Origin of the sequence: Reyranella sp., from assembly GCF_965249915.1 — a bacterium.
Lineage (GTDB): Bacteria > Pseudomonadota > Alphaproteobacteria > Reyranellales > Reyranellaceae > Reyranella.
This window is the reverse complement of sequence record NZ_OZ252257.1, coordinates 3,036,495-3,054,317: the sequence shown is the minus strand read 5'-3', so window position 1 is coordinate 3,054,317 and position 17,823 is coordinate 3,036,495. Positions and strand designations below refer to the sequence as shown.

Here is a 17,823-nt window from a genome sequence, read left to right as displayed (position 1 = left end):
GAGGAGCCTCAAAGGTCCTTCGCTGCGCTCAGGATGACAATTTTGTTTGCATCGGCTGCACTGCACAAGTTTCGCTATCGTTGTCATCCCGAGCGCAGCGAGGGACCTTTCCCGTTTCTTCACACGCCCCTCAATGTTCATGCGCCGCTCCCGCCTTGCCGATCTCGGCCTTGATGACGAAGCTGTTCCTTGCGGCGTAGGTGTCGCCGGCGAGCACGCCGAAGAGCACCTCGACCCAGTCGGCGTCGCGTGCGCCGAGCTCGACCTCGCGGGCGGCGAAGGTCTCGCCCTCGCGCACGAAGACCACGGTCTTGCCTTCCAGCATCTGCAGCGCGGTGGTGCGGATCGCGACGTCGACAGGCTTGGCCGACAGCACGACCCTGCCATCGACGAACAGGCCCGGCCGCAGCCGGTTGTCGCCGTTCTTCACGATCGCCCGCGCGATCGAAGTCTGCGTGTCTGGCGAGCCGATCGGCGACAGATAGTCGATGCGTGCCTCGACCGGCGGACCACCGTCGCCGACATCGACGGCGACCGCATCGCCCATGCGCACGCGGCTGAAGTCGCGGCGGAACACCGCGAAGTCGATCCACATGGTCGAGAGATCGGCGATGGTGAAGAGCGGCTTCGCTTCGGAGGCGAACTCGCCCAGCGTGCCGTCGCGATCGATGACGGTGCCGTCGATCGGCGCTTTCAGATCGTAGCTGGTCAGGCTCTGGTTGCTCTCCACCGTCGCCAGCACCTCGTCCTTCTTCACCTTGTCGCCCAGCCGCTTGCGCATGCTGCGGATCACGCCGGGGAAGCGCGGCGTCACCTTGACCAGCGTTTCCTGATTGGGCTGGATGATGCCGTTGAGACGCAGCATGTCGCGCAGTTCGCGCGGGCCGGCCTGCAGCAGTTCGATGCCGGCCGCCGCGACCTGGGCATCCGAGAGCGTCACGCCCTCGTCGTGGGCGTGGGCGCCTTCTTTGTCCTCGGCGTGACCATGTCCACCCTTGGCCGAGCTCGCCGTCTTCGCAAAGCGTGGATCGAAGGCATACCAGCCGGCGGCGCCCGCTGCGCCGGCGCACGCCAGCGCGATGGCGAGATATCTCAGGAGCCGGATCATTTCGCCCTCGCGAGCTGGAGAGGGCTGCCGGTCAGCCCTTCGATGGTGGCAATCGAGGTGTGGAAGCTCGCCAGCGCCTCGTGCTCCTGCAACTCGGCATCGGCCACGGTCCGGTAGGCGTCGAGAATCTCCAGCAGCGTGTAGCGGCCCTGGCCGTACCCTGCCTCGACGGTCGACAGGGCGGCGCGCGCCGCCGGCAGGACCGTCCGGCGCAGCAGGTCGACCTGGGCCAGCGCGCCGGTCGCGGTGTCGTGCGCCTTGCCGACGATGGCGATCAGGGTGAGCCGGTTGACCGCGCGTTCCGCGCCGGTCTTCTGCGCGGCTTCCTGCGCTTCGCGGATCGCGCCGGTGTTGCGGTCGATGACGTTGATCGGCACCGAGACGCCGAGGCGGAGTGCATTCTGGCTGGACTCGGCATAATGGCGCCAGGCGACAGCTGCCGTGATGTCGGGCAGCGGCTTGAGCCGTGCCGACAGCAGCGCACCATCGCGCTGGGCCCGCACCGCCGTCCAGCGCATGAGCTGCGGATTGTCCTCGATGGCCTTGATGGCGGTGTCGAGCGGCGCCGGCCGTGAGATGCGACCGAAATCGCCCGCGACGGCGGTGAAGTTGGGTCGGTCGAGGCCCATCAGCGCGGCGAGCTCGCGCCGCGCGACGTTGAGCGCGGTCCGCGCGCGCTCGCGGTCCAGGCGCACCATCCCGGCCGCGGCCTGCGTACGCGACACTTCGGACGGCGAGGAGGCACCGGCCTCGACCCGCTTCTGCATCTGCGGCACCAGCCTGTCGAGGGCAGCGGCATGGCGCTCCAGCAGGGCGATCTTGCGCTCCACCGACAGCGCCTCGACGAAGGCGATGGTCGTCTCCGACAGTAGCTCGAGCCGCGTCGCCTCGCGTTCCCAGCGCGCCGTGTCATAGTCGCCGAGGGCGGCCTGGACGCGGGCATTGCGCTTACCGCCGAGCTCGAAGAGCTGGCTGATCTGGAGCGTGTACTCGGCGCCGCTGGTGAGGCCGTTCTGGCCATAGGCGAAATTGTCGACCTCGACGCCCAGGGTCGGGTTGGGAAGGGCGCCCGCCTGCTCGCGTCGTCCGTCCGCCATGTTGATGGTCCGGTCGGCGATCGACAGGCGGGGATTGGCGGAAATGACGGTACGCAGCGCCTGGGGCAGCGACAGGGCGCCGGCGCGCTGTGCCGCCGCTGGGCCCGTTTGGGCCATCGACGGGTGCGCCGCGACGACGGCAAGCGTCGCGCAGAGCCAGAGACGGGGAGACATGGAGACTCCGATCGCAGGAACGGGAACGACCCGAAGCTTTCAGGCTTCAGGCGGACGACGTGCGGCGATCAGGCTCTGGGTGGGGGCGGGGCGAGGGAGGTCTGGAAGGAGACGAGGTCGCGGACCGGCGCCTGCCGCACGGCGATGGCGTCCGGCGACGCTTCGGTCGTTTGCGTCAGCGCCGGCAATGAGACCGTTGCGCAGATGTGACACTTCTCGGCCGAAAGGCCGGCGTCGGCCGGCTGAGCGTCGTCGGCTCCGGCGGTTTGGATCGCCGTTGGCGCCGAAACGCTTGCCGTCGCAATGCCACAGACATGGAACGTCGTGACGAAGGCCACCGCCAGCGCGCAAAAAAGCCGGAACACTCGCGAAGAAAAGTGACGCGTCACGGCGCGGAGTGAACAACACGTGGTCCGCGCGGTCAACGGCGTGCGACGATGTTGGTCAGATCGGACTCACCCTCTATCGCTAGGGTAGCCTGAACAAGGCCACCGCTCAGCGGTTCTGGAGCCTTGATGCAGGCTGCCTGTTCGTGCCCAATGCTGGTGCTTTGAGACTCAAGGGACGAATGAAAGGTCCGGCCATGCGAAAGAACAAGATCAAGGAAATCTGGGCGGCGGGGAAATGCGCGACGCTGGGCTGGCTCTCGGTGCCGAACACCTTCACCGCCGAGGTCATGGCGCGGCAGGGCTTCGACGCTTTGTGCGTCGACCTCCAGCACGGGCTGTCGGAGATGAAGGATGTGGCGCCGATGCTGCAGGCGATCTCTCAGACCGACACGGTGCCGGTGGTGCGAGTGGCCTGGAACGAGCCGGCCGCCATCATGAAAGCGCTGGACCTAGGCGCCTACGGCATCATCGTCCCGCTGGTGAACAATGCCGAGGAAGCCGCGAAGGCCGTGGCCGCGTGCCGCTATCCGCCCGTGGGCATGCGCTCCTCGGGCCCGGTGCGTGCTGTTCATTATGGCGGCGCCGACTACGTGGCCAACGCCAATGACGAGATCATCGTCATGGCGATGATCGAGACAAAGGAAGGCCTCGAGAACCTTGAGGCGATTTGTGCGACACCCGGCCTCGACGCCGTCTACATCGGCCCGGCGGATCTGTCGTTTGCGCTGGGCCTGACGCCGCGCGGCGACAATCCCGACCCTCTGCACATCGCGACCTGCGACAAGATCCGCGAGACTGCCCACAAGGCCGGCATAAAGTGCGTCATGCATTGCGCCGCCGCGCCGTTTGCCGCCGGTGCCGTGAAGCGCGGCTTCGACATGGTGATGCTGACGGCCGATCTGTCCTGCATGATCGCCGGCGCCCGCCAGCAACTCGAGGAGCTCAAGGCGAAGTCGGCCTGAACCCGCTATCGGGCGGAACCTTCACGGATTCCGCCGATTGATTCCTGATGATTATCATCAGGAGAATGTCATGCGGTTCGTACGGTGCGGCGCGGTCGTTCTGTTTGCGATGGTGAGCGTTTCGGCACTGGCTGAGGCGCCTGCCTCGCAGGCTCCGGGCCAGGCGGCCGCTCCGCCGAACGCGGCTCCAATTCTTTCGATGGAGTGCCATCTCCTCTATCGAGGGCGGCCACACCCGGACCCCACTTACTTCAGGGTTATCGGGAATGAGCTTTACGGCGTCAGCGGGCCGATCAAGACCAAACTTTCGCAGGCGGGAGCCCCGGTTTCGCTGGGAAGCACGAAGGAGGCCGACGGCTCCACTACCGAAACCTTTGCCTCGCATACGGTGACCGGCACGACCCTGGAGCGGACCGTTTTCTGGAAGAAGCACGGTGCCGCCATGAAGCCGGCTTTCAAAGGGACGTACGACTTCAAGGCGAGCACGGTGGTGAGTTCGACCGACAAGATGGACTTCTGCCATTCGAAAGGCCGCTAGCTCGGGGCCGCAGGCCGGTCGCGCGCCCCTTCACTTCATCGTGTCGAGCGCCTGTCGGATCTGCTTCTCCGCCCGCGGCCAACGCGCAATGGCCTGTTCGGCTTTCAACACCTCGGTCTCCAGGGCCGATTTGGTGTGGACGATTTCGCCGTCATCGTTGATTTCGAGCGTTCCGTCGATTCCTGCGATCGCGATTTGCCTGGCCATATTTTTGTGTCTCCATGCGGATATTCGTGACCTCTACGCACCGGTCACCGATCTGTTGCATGGCGATGGGGGCGTCCAAGCCTCGCCCCAATTAGGTCTGAATCTACATGAAAAGTGCATATTGTTAATTACGAATAGTGATTGTGTGCCGAAAGCTGCCGATTCATGGTTCGTCGAATCGAATATCACGGCAATCCATCGTAGTGCTTGGATGCTTCCGGTTGTTGAGATAGTGGTGTGCGCATGACGGATTTGGCAGAAGCGACACGCGCCACACTTTGCCAGCGTATCCACCGTTTCGTGCTGGTATTGGAGCGATTCAGGCGCAATCCCAATCGTCGGGAGGCCTATCACATCCTCTCGGCCATCGAGGCGCTGCGAGAACAGCGCTATGAGGCGGGCATGCAGTTCGTCCGCTCCGCCGAACATGTCGAACCGATTCCCGATGGTCTGGCGATCCTGCCGGGTCTGCATGACGACATGACCGCCGCAGAGCTGCGCCAGGCCCTCCGCAACGTCGTGCGGCCGCCCAACGCCGGCGCGGCCGCTGCCGGCGACGCCGGTCCGGCGGAAGAGATCGACCTCGGCAAGTAGAGCCCCAGCGGGAGCGCTACCCGGGCACCGTCACGAATTTATCACCGGATTCCTTGCAACCGCCCTCGTGTTGCCCCGTTGGCAGAACGGCACGGGTTCACCCGCGCGTCAGGCCAGCGTGAGGAGGGTAAGTTGCCGACCGATATCATGCATGTGGGACTGGGTTCCGAGGTCGCTTCTCTGCGGGCTCTCGGCGAGGTGCGCCGCCGCCAGTCGCTGGTCGACCGTCTGTTGCGCGAGCGACGCGAGACGTCGGCGGTATCTGAGCGACTTCGGATCCGCCGGGCCGGTTTCAAGGCGCCGCTGGCTCCCGTCCCGGGCAACGAGCCCTAGATCCCCCTCGCGAGGAGCCCCTTGCCGATGCCTCGTCTCGCTTGGACCGATCTCGCAAGTTCTCCCGGTACTGCTTTTCTTCTCGTCGGTGAACTCACGCCCTGCTTTGCGGGCGGAAAGCGCGAGGACGATCCCTTCGACAGTGCGCGCCTCCGGTTCGCAGCCAACCTTCTGGTGCGCACCTGCAGCCATCTCAAGCTCCAGGGCCCGTTCGCCGTTCAGCCCTCGCGCGAGGGCAATGCTTTGGTCATTCAATGCGCCGTCACCGAGGCCCATGATTTCGCGCGGCTCGCCGAGTTGATGGGCGGTCGTGAAATCGAAGCCTCTGAGTGGTGCGGACATCGCCATTTCCTGCTCGACGATGCAAAACACGAGGCGTTGCTCGCCATCGCTGGACCGCCCGATGGGCGTGGTGCCGGCCGGCGCGCCCGGGCCGCTGCGCGTGAGTCCGACGAGCAGCGTTACCGGTGGGGACAGGACTGAAGCGCGCCTCCGTTGCGCTCGAAGAGCGCGCGACAATGCATCTATGCATCGACATGCAGCGCCTCTTTGCCGAGAAGACGGAGTGGCAGGTGCCCTGGCTGCCGAAGGTGCTACCGGCGGTGTTCGAAATCGCGTCAAGACATACAGCGGACACCGTCTTCACCCGTTTCGCCCCACCGACGACGCCCGAAGCCACCTCAGGAGCCTGGCGGAACTTCTATGAACGCTGGCCGCAAATGACGGGCGAGGCGATCGATCCCGGTCTCCTCGATCTGGTCGAGCCGCTTGCGCGGCTGGTGCCGCCAGCACGCTTGATCGACAAGCCCGCAAACTCCGCGTTCAGCCGGCCGGGCCTGGCGGCGGCTCTCAGGCGGCGGGGCATTACGACGCTCGTCGTGACGGGCGGCGAAACGGATGTTTGTGTTCTTGCGACCGTGATGCAGGCGATCGATCTCGGGTTTCGGGTGGTGCTGCCGACCGACGCGCTGTGCAGCACAAGCGATGGCGCGCACGATACGGTCGTCGATCTGTTCGGTGCACGCTTCTCTTCACAGGTCGAGGCGACCACCACTGGGGAATTGCTGCGCCGCTGGTAGGATCGTTCGCCGCCGGACCGCAGGAGACGGGAGAGTCTGTCATTTTTTCCGGCAATGTTGTCGCTGCCGGGGAGACCTCCTTGCCAAAAGTGCCATGGGCAGACCTCGCAGGGGATGCCGGCAAAGCCCATCTGCTGATCGCAGACCTTGAGGATACGTTTTTCGAGGGTAGGAGCGCGAACGATCCGTTCGATTCGCACCGCCTGCGAGAGGGCGTCAATCTGTTGAGCCGCGTGTGTACGCGTCTGAAACTGGCTGGCACGTACTCGATCACCACCTCGCGCGCCGGGAGCGGCAGCCTGGTGCTCTGTGCCTTCGAAAACGAGGATGATCGCGATCGGGTGGGAGGCCTCGTCGACGTGCGGTGTACCCGAGAAGATCGCGCAGAATGGGCCAGCCGCCGCCAGTTTTCCCTGACCGCCTCGATGCACAAGCGGCTGATCTCAGTGGGTGGCGAAACGGACAATCGCTATGCCGGACGCCGCCGTCGCGACCGCGAGCGCAGCGCCGCCGAACAGAGCCTTCGCTGGGGCGACGTCTAGCCTTCAGGCATCGGCGATGCTGCGGCCGCTTACGTTGCCGCGGGCGACGCGGATCACCGGAGCCCAAAGAATAAACAGTTCGCTTACGGTGCGCCGGGAAACCGAACTTCCGGGCAGCTGCGCGTAGACGCCGTTCCCCGTCTCACTTCCATACGAGGACACGATGCGACCGACGTTCGGCTTTCTAACGACGCTCGCGGCGGTTGCTGCCGCCGCGCTTTCTCTATCGCCAGCACGCGCCGCCACGATCGGCGGCACGTTCTATGCGGTGCAGTACGACTTTCAGGAGTTCTGGACCGCCACGGACGGCAAATCCTTCCGCGTCGTGCTGGCCGGCAACCCCTTTCCGGCGCTGCCACCCGCGCAGGCGGCGGCCGGTCTGCTGCCGGTGATGCAGACGGCCAAACCGCGGCCGGCGCTTACCTTCACCTACGACACATCGAGAGAGGAGCCCCGTCCGGACTATCGCCTGGTCCTGGTGTCCAATGCCGCCAACGACCTGAACGGCGACACTGTCTGCAAGGGCACGACGCGCTTCAAGCCTGGCCCGGCGGGCATCGTCAACCTGTTCGCCGTGTACTGCCGCAACGATATGGCGATGTCGATGGCGACGGCCAGCACGCCGGCGTCGTCGCCAGATGATCCAAAGGTGTCGCTGCTCTTCCGGGAACTCTTCATGGTTGTGTTCAGCGACACGCCCGCGCTGAAGCCGAACGCCGGCGGAATGGGCCGCCGCTAGCGCAACCGTTACCCGGTCAGTCCGTTGGAGGGAGCCTTTTCACGCACAACTGATCGGAACTCCCCATGGCCAAGAAGCCTGTAACGCCAACGATGGCGCCTCCCTCTCCTCGTACGGCAGGGCAGGACACGCCTCTCGACAAGGAGAACGCGGCGCGGCAGGAGACGGCCAAGACCAGTTCCATCCAGCCGGACACGATGCCGCCTGGGGAGGTGCTGACCACCAACCAGGGCGTCGCGATCAGCGACGACCAGAACTCGCTGAAGGCGGGCGTTCGGGGCCCCACGCTCCTCGAAGACATCCTGATGCGAGAGAAGATCACGCATTTCGACCACGAGCGCATTCCGGAGCGCGTGGTGCATGCGCGCGGTACCGCGGCACACGGCGTGTTTCAGGTCTACGAAGATCTCTCCGAGCTGTCCTGTGCGCAGGTCTTTCGCGACCCCAAGGTCCAGACGCCGGTATTCGTCCGCTTCTCGACAGTGGCAGGCTCGCGCGGCTCGGCCGACACGCCGCGCGACGTGCGCGGCTTCGCTGTGAAGTTCTACACACAGGAGGGCGTGTGGGATCTGGTCGGCAACAACATGCCGGTGTTCTTCATCCAGGACGCCAACAAGTTTCCGGACCTCATCCATGCGGTGAAACCCGAACCCAACAACGAGATCCCTCAGGCGGCCTCGGCGCACGACACGTTCTGGGATTTCGTGTCGCTGACGCCGGAGAGCGCCCACATGCTGACGTGGGTCATGAGCGATCGAGCGTTGCCGCGGACCTTGGCCACAATGGAAGGCTTCGGTGTCCATACCTTCCGCTTGGTTGACGCCGACGGTGGCTGGCGCTTCGTCAAGTTCCACTGGAAGCCGGTCAAGGGCGTGTGCTCGATGGTGTGGGACGAGTCCAACCTCCTGTGCGGGCGCGACCCGGACTTCCAGCGTCGTGACCTGTTCGAATCGATCGAGCGCGGCGACTATCCGGAGTGGGAACTCGGCCTGCAGATCGTCGAACCTGCCGACGAGCACAAATTCGACTTCGACCTGCTGGATCCGACCAAGATTATCCCCGAGGAGTTGGTGCCGATCCGCAAAGTCGGCAAGCTGACTTTGAACCGGAACCCCGACAACTACTTCGCTGAGACCGAGCAGGTGGCGTTTCATACCGGCCACGTCGTTCCCGGCATCGACTTCTCCAACGACCCGCTGCTTCAGGGCCGTCTGTTCTCCTACATCGACACCCAGTTGCGTCGTGTCGGGCCGAACTTCCATGAGCTGCCGATCAACCGTTCGCTGCGTCCTGTCGACAACAACCAGCGCGACGGGTTCGGGCGCCAGACGATCAACACTGGCAAGGTTGCCTACTTCCCGAACAGTCTGGGTGGCGGTTGCCCGATGCATTCGCCGACGGCCGCGGCAGCGTTCCGCTCGGTCGCGGTGCAGGAGGCCGGCGCGAAGCTTCGCCAGCGCAGCGAAAGCTTCAACGATCACTTCAGCCAGGCCACGATGTTCTGGAACAGCATGAGCGACTGGGAGAAGGACCACATCGCGGCGGCCTTCTCCTTCGAACTCAACATGGTCGTCGACCAGGGAGTCCGGAATCGCGTGATGAACGAGCTGCTCTGCAACATCTCTCCGCAGCTCGCCGACATGGTCTCCGGCGCCACCGGCATCGACGTCGCGCCGGCCGGTACGCCCCAGGCGCCGACGCCGTCCGCTCCAACCCCCTCCGGGCCGCTCAATCCCAAGGCCGCCGAGCTGCGGTCCCCGGCGCTCTCGATGGACAAGGCGCCGCCGATGGTGCGGGGCCGGAAGATCGCGATCCTGGTCGGCGACGGAGTCGACTCGACGATCGTGAAGGCGATGGTGAGCGAACTCGCCAAGGCGGGGCAGGTCCCCGAACTGATCGGGCCGACCGCCGGCGCTGTAATCGACGCCTCGACAAAGCCGCTACCGGTGAATCGCGCGGCGCCGAATGCGCCGTCGGTGATTTACGATGCCGTACTGATTCCGCCGGGCGTCGCGAAAGGGCTGATGGCCATGCCGATCGCTCAGCGCTTGATCGACGAGGCCTTCCGCCATGGCAAGCCGATTGCGGCGGCGGGAGATGCCAAGGCCCTGTTCGCCAAACTGGAGATCGCGGAAGCCGAAGGCGTGGTGCTGGGCGACAACAAGCTCGTCACTCTGTTGCTCGACAACCTGGCCCAGCATCGCTTCCCACGCCGGGTTTCCAACCTGGCGCCGAACTGAGCACCGCCAGCCATTTCCACAGAACACGATTTACAGGAGTAATCATGGCTACGCACGAGAACGCGGTCGCGCTTTTGAAAGCCGACCATCGCAAGGTCGAAAAGTTGTTTGAATCCTTCGAGAAGGCTCGCACGGACGATCGCAAGAAGGCGCTCGTCCAGCAGATCTGCACCGAACTGATGGTGCATTCGACGATCGAGGAGGAGATCTTCTATCCGGCCTGCAAGGGCAAGATCGAGGACGAGGAACTGCTCGACGAAGCCTATGTCGAGCACGACGGCGCGAAGGTACTGATCGCCGAGCTGCTTCAGGGCACGCCGTCGCACGGGTTCTACGACGCCAAGGTCAAAGTTCTGTCGGAGATGATCAAGCATCACGTCAAGGAAGAGGAGATGCGCTCCGAAGGCCTGTTCGCCGAGGCGCGCGATGCCGGCGTCGATCTCGAGGATCTGGGCGATCGCATGAAGGCGCGGAAGGCCCAGCTCCTCACGCAGTTCAAGGAGGTCGGCAAGTTGCCGCCGCCGCAGACCCGATCCTACACCGGACACAAGCTCACCCAGAGCCAGCCGGTGACGGCTTAGCCCGACGCCAGGGAGGGGCGGCTTCGACCGATCCGCCCTTGGGGGGCGGATCGCGGACAAGTCCAGACACAGAAAAGCGCGACGCCGGAAGGCGTCGCGCTTTTTCCTCAGTCGACCCGCTGTTAGCGAGGCGGTATGGGCGTGGGCTCGATGGTTGAGACGGGATCGCTCCCGGGAAAGCTGTCCTTCAGCGCCTCGTCGAGCTTCCGCTCCATCTTTTCGGCATCGGAGTGCGGCTTGTCGCCCTTCATACCAGCCTTCTCGTTTCCGGAGCGACCGATGCGCTGCTCCAGCGCCATCAATTCCTGCTCCATCATCTTCAGATCCGAGGTCTCGCGTTCGGACTCGGTCTTTGCTTCGCGCGCGCTGGCGATCTTCGCCTGAAGGTCATCGCGTTCCTGCATGAGCAGTTCGGTCTTCGTCATCAAAGCCCCCTTGAGAAAATGCGTGTGTGCAGGAAGCAACGTCCGTCGCCTCGCGAAGTTGCCAGTGAAGTACGCCCAGCGTTCGCTTGCGAACCGCAACCATCGAACCCTGGCCCGTTGAGATGGCGGCTGAAATGCTCAGCTCCCATTCGAGAGGAATGAAAATGAAGAAGATGTTTGCCCTCGCGGCCGCCGCGTTCGTCGTTGCCAGCGCCCCTGCTTTCGCTGCCACGGACGCCGAGTGCCAGGACATGTGGAAGAAGGCCGACACCAACAGCGATGGCACCGTCTCTGGCGGGGAAGCCATTCGTTATATGTCGTTCATGCGCGTCGCGGGGATGACCGTAGCGACCGAGGGCACGATCACGCAGACCGAGTTCATGACGGCTTGCAAGGCCGACACGTACAAGGTGAAGCAGGCAGATGCCGGCGCGCCGCTGAAGGGCTCGAACTCCTTCACTGAGGCACAGGCCAAGGACCGCATCATTGCCCAGGGCATGGATAACGTGACCGGTCTGACCAAGGACGGCGACGGTATCTGGCGCGGTACGGCGCAGCAGGCGGGTAAGCCGGTCCAGGTTGCCGTTGACTACAAGGGCAATGTCGTCATGGCCAACCAGTAAACACTGAACAAGAAGGGAATTCACAGATGAAAACCGTTAGCCGAGCCTACGACAGCTATGCCCAGGCCCGTGCGGCCGTCGATGCCGTCGAGAATGCGGGCGTGCCCAGCAGCGACGTCAGCATCGTCGCCAACAAGTATGTGAGCGCCGAATATGCCGACGTCGATGACGTGAACAAGGCAGCCGCAGGTGCGGGCATTGGCGGGGCGGTCGGTGCAGGCGCCGGACTCCTGGCCGGTCTTGGCCTGCTCGCCATTCCGGGCCTCGGTCCGGTCGTGGCGGCGGGCTGGCTCGCTTCGACCGCAGCCGTCGCCGCGGGTGGCGCTGCTGCCGGCGGTATCGTCGGTGCGATGGTCGAAGCCGGCACCGACAAGGAGCATGCCGAAGTCTATTCGGAAGCTGTGCGTCGCGGCGGTACACTGGTGACTGCGCGCGTTCCCGACGGCGACGCATCGCGCATCGAGGCGATCCTCGCCGCGTCGAGCCCGATCGATCCGGTCGCGCGTGGCGCGGAGTATCGGGCCGCCGGATGGAAGAACTTCGATCCCAAGGCCGCACCGTATCGCCCGAGCCAGACCGAGATCGACCGCATGCGTGCCAACTGGCCGGGTTGATCTATAGCAAACGAAGCGAAGGAGGGGCCCACTCGTCGGGCCCCTTTTTTGCGTCTTGCAGTCGGTGTTAGGTTCTTGCTGGACCACCGAGGCAGTCACGCAACAACCACAGCGTCCGGTCATTGAGTCTCAAAGGAAAGGAGACTGATATGGAAACGGCCAGGACGTTGCTGGAAGATATCGCTCAGTACTTCGGCAGTCGCGTTACGCCGCGTGACCAACTCGACCTGCTTCGACGCGACCGGCTCGACGCGGAGGCCGAGATCCGGACCGTCCTCGATAGACTGGCGAGCAAGTATGACGTGGCGAGCGAGGACGTCGACGACACGATGAACAGCATCGGCGCCGCCATTGGCGACATGACCTACGAGCCCGAGGCCGAGTGTCTCCAAGAGATCGACGCCAAGCCGCCGGTATGAAATCGAAGAGCGTGCGCCTGTTGCCGGGTGTATCGGCAGGCAACGGCGCCTCTGTTTCAAGCTCAGTGCGCCAACGCGAAGCGGATCGGGATGACCAAGATGAACGGCGAGGGCTTGCCGTCGTTGAGATACGGTTCGATCCGCGCTTCCTTCGCGGCGTCGGTTGCTGCCTTGTCGAGCGCCGGGTGGCCGGAGGACTGTTCGACGGAGATGAACTGCGGCGCGCCATCGGTCCGGAAAGTCACCTTGAGCCTTACGGTGCCTTCTTCCCCGGCCAGTCGCGACGAGTCGGGGTAAACCGGCTTGGGCGGAACCTTTAGGACGACCGGCGGGCCGCCCGTGGCATCTGGTGACGTGCCCGACGTGGAGGGCGCCGATTGCGGTCGTGGGATGGGTGGTCCAGAGACGCCCTGCAGAGTTCGACCGGCATACTCCTTGGTGCAGGCTTTCAAGCGAGCCATCGCGGCGTCGAAGTCCGTTAGCACCATCGTAAAATGCCGCTGGCTTGCCGTGATGCCGATCTGCTGGCCTGACTGCAGCGCCGCGAAGAAGTCCGGCCCAGCGTCGACGGTCAGGGCGTCCGCGGTCCGGGCAACGCCGGTGAAAGTGAACTGCCGGGCACCGGCCGTCAGCGACGTCGGATAGGTCTGGCGCGCCTGCAACCCCCAGCGGGGCGCGGACGCGGCGAAGAAGTGGACGCCGCCCGTGGTGAGGCCGAGATATATGGCGAAACCGTCGTTTTCGACACGCCGCATCGTGCAGTGTTGAAACGTGCGCGAGACCGCCGTGGCAACGAGCGTCCACGAGCCGATCTGGGCGGCGGACTCGGGAAAGTTCTGCGCCGCAGCGGGCGTTGTGAGCGCCACTGTGGCTACAAGCAACATCGCCCAGGGCTGACGCCGCTTCGGTCCCCCGGAAATGCCAGAAATCGAGTTGCGCCTCACCAGTAGCTCCGTCCCTGCATTTCGGCAATTCTAAAGCGCAACCCGCGTGTCGCCTAGGTTGTATCGTTCCCCAGGCGTCGCTCTCCGGAAGCAATGGAATCCCGCGTCTTTCCGCTTGCACATGGCAGGTCCGGTGCATCAGCACCCAGCATCGTGGCTGACGTTCCGGACTCTTCTTCCCCGCTAGCACCCATCCTCGATCCGCTCGGCGTCGAGGCCGGGACCTATGCACACGATCCGCTGGGCTTTGTGTTGTTCGCTTTTCCCTGGGGCGAGGCGGGGACGGTGCTGGAGCAGGATGCCGGGCCCGAGCCCTGGCAGCGCGAGGTACTCGCGCATATTGGGCGCTCACTCGGTAGCGTTCCGGACGCGGTTCGCATTGCTGTGGCCTCCGGGCACGGCGTCGGCAAGTCGGCTCTGGTGGCTTGGATCATCGTATGGGCGCTCGCGACCTTCCGCGACTCGCGCGGCATCGTTACCGCAAATACGGCGACCCAGCTCAAGACCAAGACCTGGCCCGAACTCACGAAGTGGCTGCGACTCTCGGTCTGCGCCGACTGGTTCGATATCTCGGCCACCGCGATTGCCAGCACCGAGCCGGCGCACGAGAGGACCTGGCGTATCGACGCCGTGCCGTGGAGCCTGCGCGCCACCGAGGCCTTCGCCGGCCTGCACAATCAGGGGCGCCGGCTGTTCGTCGCCTTCGACGAGGCCTCGGCCATTCCCGACCCCGTGTGGGAGACGATCGAGGGGGCACTGACCGACCGGGACACCGAAATCGTATGGCTGGCGACCGGCAATCCGACGCGCAACACCGGCCGCTTCCGCGAGTGCTTCGGCCGCTTCCGCCATCGCTGGCAGCGCCACCAGGTCGATGGCCGCAAGGTCTCGCTCACCGACAAGGACGAGATCGCGCGCTGGGCGGCCGATTATGGCGACGACAGCGATTTCTTCCGTGTCCGCGTGAAGGGCGAGTTTCCCCGGGGAGGGGCTATGCAGTTCATTGACGGCGAGACTGTGGAGGAGGCGGTATCCCGTCCCACCGAGAGCCATCTGCGCCAACCGCTCGTCATGGGCGTCGATTGCGCGCGCGGTGGCGACGACCAGAGCACGATCTGGTTCCGCCGCGGCCGCGACGCGCGCTCCGTGCCCGCAATCAAACTCCGCGTTAGCGATTTGATGGTCCTGTCCGGCAAGGTGGCGGAACAGGCACTGCGGCATCGCGCGGCTGCGGTGTTCATCGACGAGGGCGGCATCGGCGCCGGCGTCGTCGACCGCGTGCGCCAGATGCTGGCGGGCCATCTGGTCGTCGGCGTCAATTTTGGCAGCAGGGCCGACCGCTACACCTTGGGCGACGGCATGCCGCTCACGGCCAACAAGGCCGCCGAGATGTGGGCCTCGATGCGCGCCTGGCTGAAGACAGGCGCTATCCCCGACGATCCCGAACTGAAGGCCGAGCTGACGGGGCGCGAATACGGCTTCGACCTGCACAACGCGCTGCGTCTCGAGAAGAAGGAGGACATGAAGAAGCGTGGCCTGTCCTCGCCCGACAACGCCGACGGGCTGGCGCTGACCTTCGCCTATCCAGTGGCAGATCTGCCGGAGGAGACGCAGTTCGAGGCGGGTGTAGGAACGGGCGCGGCTGCCGCCGTGACGATCCGGTCCGATTACGACCCGTATGCGGATCTTTAAGCGCTGGACTCACATCGACTGCATTGGCATGGTCGAAGCCAGTCGCCCGCAGAGGCGACCGGGAGGCATCCTGGGCGACCGCTCGATCGGCCGACACGGTGTCTAGGGCCCGCCACTCCCCTCATCCCAGAGGGAGCGGCGGGCCTTTTCAATTGCGCGGCGAGGTTGGCGCGGGCGTTCACGCCGGGGGCCAGCGCGAACTTACGCCGGACTTGTTCCTCGGCGGCTCGCTAAGCTTCGGCAGTTCGTGAATGAACGCAGGCGGTGGGGCAGGCCTTTCGCTTGGTGGCTTTCGCAGGACCTTGCAGCGCCCGCGGCGCTTGGCATCGTCGAGCACGGATTCGAGATGAAGGCGGACTATCGCCTGGCCGGACAGTCGTTTCTCAGCCAGACGATCGCGCTGAGTGGGGCGTGGCACTTTGGATGCAGCGGACCAAGGGTTTGGCTTCAAGACGGAAAGCCTCTGGAGGACGAGATGCTTGACCGACAGTAGGCAGAGCACTCCAAGCAGCCTGCCAATCGAATCTTTTTCAACTTGCCGCTTGCATCCTCAAAATCCGGTTCATCAGTAACTCAGGGGCTCGCTTCTCACAGGAGAAACGCCCTTGGGTATTTTTGGTGGCGGCCAGGCCGCTTTTCCCCCGATATCGCCGCCGGCCCTGCCGCCGGCGCCCGAGCCCGCGCCGTCGATGGTCGATCCGTCGGTTCGCGAGGCGCGGGATGCGCAGAAGAAGCGCGCAGCCGCCATGGCGGGTTACGCCTCGACGATCACGACCGGCGGACTCGGGCTCACAGGCCCGGCATCGACCACCGCCGCGCCCGGCAAGACGATGCTGGGGGCCTGAGCGATGGCCCACGATCCCGCCCTCCGCCGACACGTCGATTCGCGGCTCGGTGTCCTTAAGCGCCAGCGCCAGTCGTGGGAGCCCAGCTGGCGCGAGCTCTCGCGCTTCGTCAATCCGCGGCGCGGCCAGTTCTTCTCCTCGCCCAACCAGGGCGGTCGTGGCGCGCAGGCCAACGCCGCCATCCTTGATCCGACCGCGCTTTTCGCGCTGCGCACCCTGGTGGCCGGCCTGATGTCGGGCGTCACCTCGCCGGCGCGGCCGTGGTTCCGACTCTCCATTCCCGACCGCCGCGTGGCGTCGCTGGCGCCGGTGAAGGTGTGGCTCGACGAGTGCGCCGAGCGCATGCGCATGGTGTTCAACGCCGGCAATCTCTACTCGGCGCTGCCGCTGATCTATGAGGAGCTGGGCCAGTTCGGAACCGGCTGCGCGATCGTCGAGTTCGACCGAGAGGATGTGATCCGCCTCTATACCCTGTCGACCGGCGAATACTGGCTCGGTCTCGACTGGCGCGGCCGCGTCGACACCCTGGCCCGACGTTTCATGTATTCGTACCGGCAGATCGAGGCGCGCTGGCCCGAGCACGGCATTCCCGAAGTCTCCGAGCGGGCGCGCGGCGCCGACGCTGACACCGAGATCGCCATCCTGCACCTGATCGAGCCTAACGCCGGCTATGAGAACGGCCGTCTCGATGCGGCGGGTAAGAAGTTCCGGTCCGTCTACTGGCGTGAGGGTAGCGGCCACGCCGAGGGCGAGTTCATCCATTGCGGCGGCTATTCGCAGTTCCCGGCGCTGACGCCGCGCTGGTCGCCGATCGGCAACGACGCCTATTCCAAGGGGCCCGGCCACGACGCGCTGCCCGACGTGAAGTCGCTGCAGATCCTGAAGAAGCGCGAGCACAACGCCGTCGACAAGCATGTGAACCCGCCGATGGGCGCGCATATCAGCCTGCGTGGCTCGGCCTCGTCGGTGCTGCCGGGCGCCATCAACTACTTCACCACCCAGGAGAGGGGAGCGGGGATGTGGCCGCTCTACCAGACCTCCCCCGGCGCCATCGCCGAGGTCGAGCGTCTCGTCGCGCGCACCCAGGCCACCATCAAGTCGGCCTTCTTCGCAGACCTCTTCCTGATGTTCGACGAGATGGAGGGCGTGCAGCCGCGCAACCAGCTCGAGATCAGCACGCGCCGCGAGGAGAAGATGCAGATGCTCGGGCCGGTGCTGGAGAACCTGCACGACGACCTTTTGCAGCCGCTGGTCCAGCGCACCTTCACCATCATGGGCGAGCACGGGTTGTTCAGCGAGGCGCCGCGCGAGCTCCATGGCTATCCGCTCGACGTCGAGCTGATCTCGATCCTGGCGCAGGCACAGAAGGCTGCGGACCTCGGCTCGGTCGAACGGCTGTGGGCTTTCGCGGGCAACATCGCGGCCGCCCGGCCCGAGGTTCTCGACAAGCTCAACGCCGACGAGAGCATCGACGTCTATGCCGACAAGCTCGGCGCGCCGGCTGCGATCACCGTGGCCGACGACGTGGTAGCCAAGCTGCGCGCGGCGCGGGCGCAGCAGGCCCAGGCCGCGCAGGCGATGCAGATGGCCAGCACTGCGGCCCAGGGCGCGAAGACGTTGAGCGAGACCGAGGTCGGCGGCGGCCGCAATGCCCTTCAAGCCGTGCTGGGAGTTTGAA

At 65.1% G+C, this 17,823-nt stretch carries 22 protein-coding genes; 16 read left to right on the top strand and 6 right to left on the bottom strand.

Going from position 1 to position 17,823, the window contains the following annotated elements; genetic code table 11:
* Positions 1-130 precede the first annotated feature (130 nt).
* The 3 genes from ihpB to ACP15H_RS15110 form a co-directional block, all read right to left on the bottom strand.
* On the bottom strand, positions 131-1,108 hold the full coding sequence (ihpB, locus tag ACP15H_RS15120; RefSeq protein ID WP_425067007.1) for a divalent metal ion exporter adaptor subunit IhpB: 978 nt from the start codon (positions 1,106-1,108) through the stop codon (positions 131-133).
* A complete protein-coding gene (locus ACP15H_RS15115) occupies positions 1,105-2,379 on the bottom strand; it encodes a TolC family protein (RefSeq protein WP_425067006.1) in 1,275 nt (424 codons plus the stop codon). The genes ihpB and ACP15H_RS15115 overlap by 4 nt, the downstream gene beginning before the upstream one ends.
* Before the next feature lie 68 nt (positions 2,380-2,447).
* A complete protein-coding gene (locus tag ACP15H_RS15110) occupies positions 2,448-2,744 on the bottom strand; it encodes a hypothetical protein (RefSeq protein WP_425067005.1) in 297 nt (98 codons plus the stop codon).
* A 218-nt stretch (positions 2,745-2,962) separates the two neighbouring features.
* On the opposite strand from ACP15H_RS15110, the gene ACP15H_RS15105 reads away from it, so the two are divergent.
* Entirely contained in the window at positions 2,963-3,730 is a 768-nt protein-coding gene (locus ACP15H_RS15105; protein WP_425067004.1) for an HpcH/HpaI aldolase family protein, read from the top strand.
* 70 nt (positions 3,731-3,800) lie between these two features.
* The gene (locus tag ACP15H_RS15100) at positions 3,801-4,268 is read left to right on the top strand and encodes a hypothetical protein (RefSeq protein ID WP_425067003.1); all 468 of its coding nucleotides are present in this window, start codon (positions 3,801-3,803) and stop codon (positions 4,266-4,268) included.
* 30 nt (positions 4,269-4,298) lie between these two features.
* On the opposite strand, the gene ACP15H_RS15095 is transcribed toward ACP15H_RS15100, so the two are convergent.
* Positions 4,299-4,475, bottom strand: coding sequence for a hypothetical protein (locus ACP15H_RS15095; RefSeq protein WP_425067002.1), 177 nt, complete (start codon positions 4,473-4,475; stop codon positions 4,299-4,301).
* Positions 4,476-4,718: 243 nt separating this feature from the next.
* Here ACP15H_RS15095 and ACP15H_RS15090 point away from each other — a divergent pair, with 243 nt between their 5' ends.
* The 8 genes from ACP15H_RS15090 to ACP15H_RS15055 all read left to right on the top strand — a co-directional run bounded on the left by ACP15H_RS15090 (position 4,719) and on the right by ACP15H_RS15055 (position 10,583).
* Positions 4,719-5,069 (top strand): hypothetical protein, encoded by a 351-nt coding sequence (locus ACP15H_RS15090; RefSeq protein WP_425067001.1) that lies wholly within the window; start codon positions 4,719-4,721, stop codon positions 5,067-5,069.
* 132 nt (positions 5,070-5,201) lie between these two features.
* Positions 5,202-5,402 (top strand): hypothetical protein, encoded by a 201-nt coding sequence (locus ACP15H_RS15085; protein WP_425067000.1) that lies wholly within the window; start codon positions 5,202-5,204, stop codon positions 5,400-5,402.
* A 27-nt stretch (positions 5,403-5,429) separates the two neighbouring features.
* Positions 5,430-5,885, top strand: coding sequence for a hypothetical protein (locus ACP15H_RS15080; RefSeq protein WP_425066999.1), 456 nt, complete (start codon positions 5,430-5,432; stop codon positions 5,883-5,885).
* Positions 5,886-5,920: 35 nt separating this feature from the next.
* Positions 5,921-6,481: a cysteine hydrolase family protein gene (locus tag ACP15H_RS15075; RefSeq protein ID WP_425066998.1), complete on the top strand. Its 561-nt coding sequence runs from the start codon at positions 5,921-5,923 to the stop codon at positions 6,479-6,481.
* Between the two features lie 80 nt (positions 6,482-6,561).
* Positions 6,562-7,023 carry a hypothetical protein gene (locus tag ACP15H_RS15070; protein WP_425066997.1) on the top strand — a complete coding sequence of 154 codons (462 nt, stop codon included), beginning with the start codon at positions 6,562-6,564 and terminating at the stop codon, positions 7,021-7,023.
* A 163-nt stretch (positions 7,024-7,186) separates the two neighbouring features.
* Positions 7,187-7,762 (top strand): hypothetical protein, encoded by a 576-nt coding sequence (locus tag ACP15H_RS15065; RefSeq protein ID WP_425066996.1) that lies wholly within the window; start codon positions 7,187-7,189, stop codon positions 7,760-7,762.
* Between the two features lie 65 nt (positions 7,763-7,827).
* Positions 7,828-10,002 (top strand): catalase, encoded by a 2,175-nt coding sequence (locus tag ACP15H_RS15060; protein ID WP_425066995.1) that lies wholly within the window; start codon positions 7,828-7,830, stop codon positions 10,000-10,002.
* A 44-nt stretch (positions 10,003-10,046) separates the two neighbouring features.
* A complete protein-coding gene (locus ACP15H_RS15055) occupies positions 10,047-10,583 on the top strand; it encodes a hemerythrin domain-containing protein (RefSeq protein WP_425066994.1) in 537 nt (178 codons plus the stop codon).
* Between the two features lie 122 nt (positions 10,584-10,705).
* Here ACP15H_RS15055 and ACP15H_RS15050 read toward each other — a convergent pair whose 3' ends face one another.
* Positions 10,706-11,107 carry a hypothetical protein gene (locus tag ACP15H_RS15050; protein WP_425066993.1) on the bottom strand — a complete coding sequence of 134 codons (402 nt, stop codon included), beginning with the start codon at positions 11,105-11,107 and terminating at the stop codon, positions 10,706-10,708.
* Positions 11,108-11,172: 65 nt separating this feature from the next.
* Here ACP15H_RS15050 and ACP15H_RS15045 point away from each other — a divergent pair, with 65 nt between their 5' ends.
* From ACP15H_RS15045 to ACP15H_RS15035, 3 genes are all read left to right on the top strand, one after another.
* Entirely contained in the window at positions 11,173-11,631 is a 459-nt protein-coding gene (locus ACP15H_RS15045; RefSeq protein WP_425066992.1) for a hypothetical protein, read from the top strand.
* A 26-nt stretch (positions 11,632-11,657) separates the two neighbouring features.
* The gene (locus tag ACP15H_RS15040) at positions 11,658-12,245 is read left to right on the top strand and encodes a hypothetical protein (RefSeq protein WP_425066991.1); all 588 of its coding nucleotides are present in this window, start codon (positions 11,658-11,660) and stop codon (positions 12,243-12,245) included.
* Positions 12,246-12,394: 149 nt separating this feature from the next.
* Complete coding sequence (locus ACP15H_RS15035; protein WP_425066990.1) at positions 12,395-12,664, top strand: hypothetical protein; 270 nt, start codon at positions 12,395-12,397, stop codon at positions 12,662-12,664.
* A gap of 62 nt (positions 12,665-12,726) precedes the next feature.
* Here the strand turns inward: ACP15H_RS15035 and ACP15H_RS15030 are convergent, their stop codons facing one another.
* A complete protein-coding gene (locus ACP15H_RS15030) occupies positions 12,727-13,608 on the bottom strand; it encodes an energy transducer TonB (protein WP_425066989.1) in 882 nt (293 codons plus the stop codon).
* Between the two features lie 153 nt (positions 13,609-13,761).
* Here ACP15H_RS15030 and ACP15H_RS15025 point away from each other — a divergent pair, with 153 nt between their 5' ends.
* The 3 genes from ACP15H_RS15025 (at position 13,762) to ACP15H_RS15015 (ending at position 17,822) form a co-directional block, all read left to right on the top strand.
* Positions 13,762-15,300, top strand: a complete 1,539-nt coding sequence (locus ACP15H_RS15025; protein ID WP_425066988.1) for a terminase — start codon at positions 13,762-13,764, stop codon at positions 15,298-15,300.
* Positions 15,301-15,905: 605 nt separating this feature from the next.
* Entirely contained in the window at positions 15,906-16,145 is a 240-nt protein-coding gene (locus tag ACP15H_RS15020; protein WP_425066987.1) for a hypothetical protein, read from the top strand.
* Between the two features lie 3 nt (positions 16,146-16,148).
* Positions 16,149-17,822, top strand: coding sequence for a portal protein (locus ACP15H_RS15015; RefSeq protein ID WP_425066986.1), 1,674 nt, complete (start codon positions 16,149-16,151; stop codon positions 17,820-17,822).
* Position 17,823 lies beyond the last annotated feature (1 nt).